Raw genomic sequence first — 6251 nt, 5'->3', positions numbered from 1 at the left:
GCCCCTGCAACCGGACCCACCCCGCCTTCGACAGGTTCCTGCGACCTGTCGGGACGGCGTTCCGCAATGCTGTTGGTGGGTGTCGACCTTGGTCGACACACTTTCCCAAGGGTCAGAAGGGGTTCAGTGCCACGCGCTGAATGCGCGCCCTGGACGGGTAGACTGTGGCTCTTGCTCCCATGAATCCCGGTTGCCCGATGTCCGCCAAATTCCGCTGGTTGCCCCTGTTGTGCCTGGCCCTGGCGGGCTGCAGTCAGCTGGAGAATCCGGGCAATGTGACCGCTGCCGACAAGGCGGCGCGGGCGCCGGCCAGTGATGGCGAGAACATGGTGTCGATCAATGCGGCTGACGCACCGCCACCGCCGGCGCCGCCGCGCAGCCGGGCGGATCGGCCGTGGCCGCAGGCGCAGTTGGAGAATGGCCGCGCCTGGGTCAGCTGCAGTACCGAGTACGCCGGTGAGGCGGGCGATGGCGTCGAGCTGGAGGGCCTGCAGCGCGAGCAGATTGCCCAGGCCCTGGCGCCGTGTGCCGAGCGTGGCCTGATGCGGGTGCGTTACGCCGGCAAGATCAATCCGGGCTTCGCCGAAATGATGTGGCGACTTGCCGTGGTCGCCGATGAACAGAAGATCCACAAGCGCATCCTCGATCTGGACTCCAGCGGCGGTCAGGTGGAATCGGCGATCGTCGCCGGTGACAGCATCGGTGAATCGGGCTGGACCATCTGGGTGCGCGAAGGCTCGATCTGCCACAGCGCCTGCGTGTTCGTGCTGGCCGCTGGTGACAACCGGCTGCTGTCGGGAAAGGTCGGCATCCACCGCATGATGCGCATCAGTTCCAAGGCGACCTCGCGCGCCGAGCTCAACCGCGAGCTGCACGAGGTCTACGACAACGTAAAGGACTACCTGCAGCGCAACGGCGTGGCGGTGGGCGTGGCCGATCTGATGATGACGGTGCCCAACCGCAGCCTGCGCCTGCTGACGCCGGACGAACTACGCCAGTACGGTCTGGATGGCACCAACGCGGTGCAGGACGATCTGGAACGGATCAAGCAGATGCGCGCCTGCGGCGATGACTTCGTGCAGCGCAAGGATGCGTTCCTGATCGCCTTCGACCAGCAGTGCAAGCGCGAAGGCGCCGACATGGAATCGATCAACAGCTGCGGCCAGGCACTGAAGCAGCGCTTCGGTTTCCCGGATGCGGTGTGCCCGGAAGAAAGCCCGCTGTCGGAAATCGATGTGGCAACGTTGCCGCCGGCACCGTCGGAGCCGCCGCCGGTGGCCGAACAGGCGCCAGCAGACACCGGCACGCCTGCCGCGCAGGCCGATGCCGCAGCGGTGGAAGGCAGCGCCCACGCGCGCTGACGAACAGCTCACCGCGCTGGCGTAGACTGCGGTTCTTTCCCGAGAACCGGCGGTGTCCATGAAGCGCGTGCTCCTGCTGCTGTCCCTGCTGCCCCTGACCGCATTGGCGCAGGCACCCGCGCCGGCCACGCCTGCACCGGCACCCGCGCGCCCCGCACCGGCATCGCCGGCGGCTGCGAAACCGGCCACGGCCGGCGCTCCGGCGTTGACTGCCGCGCAGCAGGCGCAGGTGCAGAAGCAGGATGCGGAAATGGGCGCGGCCGCAGTGAAGGCGGCGCAGCTGGTCGATGCCAACCGCGCAGGCGAGTTGTGGGATGGCGCTTCGGCCGTCGCGCGCCGTGCAGTACCGAAGGCCGCCTTCGTCAGCCAGTTGACTGCCGAGCGCACGCGCCTGGGCGCGCTGGCCGGGCGTGGTCAGCCGACCATCACCCGGGTCAAGTACAGCGCCGGTGCCGCGGTGCCGGAGGGGCTGTACATCAACGTCAGCTTCCCGACCCGTTTCGCCAACAGCGCGCAGCCGGTACGCGAGCTCGTCTCGTTCCGTTTCGACGAGGACCAGGTGTGGCGCCTGGCCGGTTACAGCCTGCGTGCGTCGGCACCCTGAGGAGATGATCGATGGCAACTGAACTGACGATGCTGGCCTGGTCGGTGCTGCTGGGCTTTGTCTACATCTTCGCTACCTCCACCGTGGTCACCCGCGAGCGTGGGATGAAGTGGAATGCCTCGGCGCGTGATGGCGAAGCCAGGCCACTCAGCCCGCTGGCCGGGCGCCTGCAGCGTGCGCAGGCCAACTTCCTGGAGACGTTCCCTTTCTTCGCTGCCGCCGCCATCGCAGTGGTCGTGGCCGGGCGCGGCAACGACACCACGGCGCTGGCGGCGCAGGCCTACTTCTGGGCGCGCGTGGTCTACCTGCCGCTGTATGCCGCGGGCGTGCCCTACGTGCGCAGCCTGGTCTGGGCAGTGTCGCTGCTGTCGATCCTGGCGCTGGTGTTCGCGTTGTTGTGATCCCGGCCTGATCCAGATCAAGGCCGGTCAGGTGCGCGGCGCTATGCTGGCGCGGACTGAATCAACGGCAGGAGGCGCGCATGCGCAGGATGGACGTGGTGGTGGTCGGCGCCGGACCGGCGGGTCTGTGCTTCGCGCGCGCGCTGGCCGGTAGCGGCCTGCAGGTCGGGCTGGTCGAAGTTCAACCGCGCCAGGCGCTTGCCGAGGCCGCCTTCGATGGCCGTGAGATCGCGCTGACCCATGCCTCGCGGCAGAGCATGGAGCAGCTGGGGCTGTGGCAGCGCCTGCCGCAGGCCGAAGTCGCTGAACTGCGCGATGCCAAGGTGATGAACGGCGGCTCGCCGTTCGCGCTGACCTTCGCCAGCAGCCAGGTGGACGGTCAGCCGCTGGGCTGGCTGGTGCCCAACCATCTGATCCGCCGCGCTGCATGGGATGCCGTGCAGGGGCAGGACGGCCTGGAGCTGTTCGACGGGCGCAAGGTGCTGGGCGTGCAGGCCGATGCGCAGGGCCACGTGGTCAAACTCGATGACGGCAGCCAACTTCATGCGCGCCTGCTGGTCGCCGCTGACAGCCGCTTCTCCGCCACCCGCCGCATGCTCGGCATCGGCGCGCAGATGCGCGACTTCGGCAAGTCGATGCTGGTGTGCCGCATGCAGGTCGAACGTGATCATCACCACACTGCCTGGGAATGGTTCGGCTACGGCCGCACCATGGCGCTGCTGCCGCTCAACGAGGGCCAAGCGTCTGCGGTGATCACCTTGCCGCCGCGCCAGATTGAAGAACTGCTGGCGATGGATGAGGTGGCCTTCGGTGAGGCCATCAGCGGTTGCTTCGAGCACCGCCTGGGCCGCATGCAGCCGGTGGCCACGCCGCAGGCGTATCCGCTGGTGGGTGTGTACGCGCACCGTTTCGTCGGCGAGCGTTCGGCGCTGATCGGCGATGCCGCCGTTGGCATGCACCCGGTCACCGCGCATGGCTTCAACCTGGGACTGGCCAGCGCACAGCGGCTCGCACAGGGCATCGTCGCGCAGCAGCGACGTGGTGCCGACATTGCCGCGGCCGGCATGCTGGCCAGCTACCAGCGGGGTCACCGGCTGGCGTCGCGGCCGCTGTACGAGGCCACCAATGCAATCGCCAGCCTGTATACCGACGATCGCCGCCCGGCGCGGCTGCTGCGCGCGGCGGGCCTGCGTCTGGCACAAGGCGTGGCACCGTTCAGGCAGCTGATCGCCTCGCACCTGACCCAGCGCGTGGCCTGAACCGGTTCAGATCAGCCCGTTCAGATCAGCCGGCGGCCAGCACCCGGATCTGGCTGTCGGCGAACTCGACCACCTGGCCTGCGCGGATCTTGCAGGCCTTGCGCAGTTCAACTTCGCCGTCGACCCGCACCTGGCCGTCACCGATGACCATCTTGGCCTCGCCGCCACTGGTGACCAGGTCGGCCAGCTTGAGCAGCTGCTTGAGTTCGACGTAGTCACCGTCGAGGTCGAATTCGAGAATCTGCATGGAGCGGGGTTCCTGGGGAAGGGCGCAGCCAGCGGCCGGGCCGGTGAAGAGGGCGCGTATTGTGCGCCAGCTTGGGGCATGACGGTACGCGCACGGCAAGCTGTACGCCTTGTTCAGGATCAATGCGGTATGATTCCGCTCTGAGCGAGTGAAATCTCCTCCAACCGAGCAGCGCCAGGGCACGCGATAAGAAGGGCGCCCAAAGCGCGGACCATCACCTTTTTTATCGCACTGCCAGGAAGACGGCAGTGTCTTCGGAGTTCCCCATGTCCCAAGATTCCCAAGCGCCGCTGCAGTTCGCGCAGCTCGGCCTGTCCGAGCCCGTGATGCAGGCGGTCACCGCCATCGGCTACGAAACCCCGTCGCCGATCCAGGCCGCTACCATCCCGGCGATGCTGGAAGGTCGCGACGTGCTGGGCCAGGCCCAGACCGGCACCGGCAAGACCGCAGCGTTCGCGCTGCCGGTACTGTCCAACATCGATCTGCAGCAGATCAAGCCGCAGGCCCTGATCCTGGCGCCGACCCGCGAACTGGCCATCCAGGTTGCCGAGGCGTTCCAGTCCTATTCGTCGAAGATCCCGGGCTTCCGCGTGCTGCCGGTGTACGGCGGCCAGCCGTACGGCCAGCAGCTGTCGGCCCTGCGCCGCGGCGTGCACATCGTGGTCGGTACCCCCGGCCGCGTGATCGACCACCTGGACCGCAGCACCCTGGACCTGTCCGAGCTGAAGACGCTGGTGCTGGACGAAGCCGATGAAATGCTGCGCATGGGCTTCATCGACGACGTCGAAGCCGTGCTGAAGAAGCTGCCGGAGCAGCGCCAGGTGGCCCTGTTCTCGGCCACCATGCCGCCGCAGATCCGCCGCATCGCGCAGACCTACCTGCAGGACCCGGTGGAAGTGACCATCGCGGCCAAGACCACCACCTCGGCCAACATCCGCCAGCGTTACTGGTGGGTGAGCGGCATGCACAAGCTGGACGCGCTGACCCGCATCCTGGAAGTCGAGCCGTTCGACGCGATGATCATCTTCGCGCGCACCAAGGCCGGCACCGAGGAACTGGCCAGCAAGCTGCAGGCCCGTGGCCTGGCCGCTGCCGCCATCAACGGTGACATGCAGCAGGCCCAGCGTGAGCGCACCATCGCCATGCTGAAGGAAGGCAAGCTGGACATCCTGGTCGCCACCGACGTGGCTGCCCGCGGCCTGGACGTGGAGCGCATCAGCCACGTGCTGAACTACGACATCCCGTACGACACCGAAAGCTACGTGCACCGCATCGGCCGTACCGGTCGTGCCGGCCGCAGCGGCGAGGCGATCCTGTTCGCCACCCCGCGCGAGAAGGGCATGCTGCGCCAGATCGAGCGCGCTACCCGCCAGCCGATCGAAGAGATGCAGCTGCCGAGCGTGGAAGCGGTCAACGACACCCGCATCAACAAGTTCACCTCGCGCATCAGCGAAACCCTCGGCGCCGGTGGCCTGGACTTCTACCGCCAGCTGCTGGAGCGTTTCGAGAACGAGCAGAACGTGCCGGCCATTGAAGTGGCTGCCGCGCTGGCCAAGATGCTGCAGGGTGACACCCCGTTCCTGCTGCAGCCGCCGGTGCGTGCCCCGCGTGAAGAGCGCGCACCGCGCGAACGCTTCGACCGTGGTGACCGCCCGGAACGTGGCGATCGCTTCGACCGCAACGAGCGTGGTCCGCGCTTCGAGCGTGGCCCGCGCCGCGACGACGCCGAAGGTGGCTTCGAGCAGCGTCCGCGCCGTGAGGTTCCGCCACGTGGTGCGCCGGAGCAGGGCATGGAGACCTACCGCATTTCGGTCGGCCACCAGCACGGCGTGAAGCCGGCCAACATCGTTGGCGCCATTGCCAACGAAGCTGGCCTGGAAAGCCGCTTCATCGGCCGCATCGACATCCACGACGACTTCTCGCTGCTGGACCTGCCGGCACAGATGCCGCCGGACGTGCTGTCGCACCTGCAGAAGGTGTGGGTGTCCGGCCAGCAGCTGCAGATGCGTGCGCTGGCTCCGGGTGAAGACACCAATCCGGCCCCGCGTCCGTTCAAGCCGCGCTTCGACAAGCGTGGTCCGGGCGGCCCGGGTGGCCCGCGTCGCGGTGGCCCGGGCGGTCCGGGTGGCCACGGTGGCGACCGCGGCGGTGACCGCGACAGCCGCCCGCCGCGTCGTGACGGCTTCAAGCCGCGCGGTCCGCGCAGCTTCTAAGCCGCACCTGCGGTCCTGAACAACGCCAGCCTCCGGGTTGGCGTTGTCCGTTATGGGCCTGGAAAAGGGGACGGAGGGGATTAAGTCGTTTATGCCCGGCAGTGCGCTTATGCCGAAAACGACTTAATCCCCTCCGTCCCCTTTTCGCATGGCAAACACATTGCCG

6 protein-coding genes are annotated in these 6251 nt (G+C 67.7%); 5 read left to right on the top strand and 1 reads right to left on the bottom strand.

Translation table 11 applies throughout. From position 1 onward, the window contains the following. Window positions 1-197: 197 nt before the first annotated feature. The 4 genes from QRO95_RS09475 (at window position 198) to ubiM (ending at window position 3625) form a co-directional block, all read left to right on the top strand. Window positions 198-1361 (top strand): hypothetical protein, encoded by a 1164-nt coding sequence (locus tag QRO95_RS09475; RefSeq protein WP_032128359.1) that lies wholly within the window; start codon window positions 198-200, stop codon window positions 1359-1361. 58 nt (window positions 1362-1419) lie between these two features. Continuing rightward, complete coding sequence (locus tag QRO95_RS09470) at window positions 1420-1965, top strand: DUF4019 domain-containing protein (RefSeq protein ID WP_032128358.1); 546 nt, start codon at window positions 1420-1422, stop codon at window positions 1963-1965. 11 nt (window positions 1966-1976) lie between these two features. After that, window positions 1977-2366: an MAPEG family protein gene (locus QRO95_RS09465; RefSeq protein ID WP_032128357.1), complete on the top strand. Its 390-nt coding sequence runs from the start codon at window positions 1977-1979 to the stop codon at window positions 2364-2366. An 80-nt stretch (window positions 2367-2446) separates the two neighbouring features. Then, complete coding sequence (ubiM, locus tag QRO95_RS09460; RefSeq protein WP_049399589.1) at window positions 2447-3625, top strand: 5-demethoxyubiquinol-8 5-hydroxylase UbiM; 1179 nt, start codon at window positions 2447-2449, stop codon at window positions 3623-3625. A 25-nt stretch (window positions 3626-3650) separates the two neighbouring features. On the opposite strand, the gene QRO95_RS09455 is transcribed toward ubiM, so the two are convergent. Beyond that, window positions 3651-3872 (bottom strand): RNA-binding S4 domain-containing protein, encoded by a 222-nt coding sequence (locus QRO95_RS09455; RefSeq protein WP_010486399.1) that lies wholly within the window; start codon window positions 3870-3872, stop codon window positions 3651-3653. A 266-nt stretch (window positions 3873-4138) separates the two neighbouring features. On the opposite strand from QRO95_RS09455, the gene QRO95_RS09450 reads away from it, so the two are divergent. After that, window positions 4139-6085, top strand: coding sequence for a DEAD/DEAH box helicase (locus QRO95_RS09450; RefSeq protein ID WP_032128355.1), 1947 nt, complete (start codon window positions 4139-4141; stop codon window positions 6083-6085). Window positions 6086-6251: the final 166 nt, after the last annotated feature.

Source organism: Stenotrophomonas maltophilia group sp. Smal13, from assembly GCF_030236855.1.
GTDB lineage: Bacteria > Pseudomonadota > Gammaproteobacteria > Xanthomonadales > Xanthomonadaceae > Stenotrophomonas > Stenotrophomonas maltophilia_A.
Note: the sequence above shows the minus strand (reverse complement) of the source record. Positions and strands in the feature narration are given on the sequence as shown.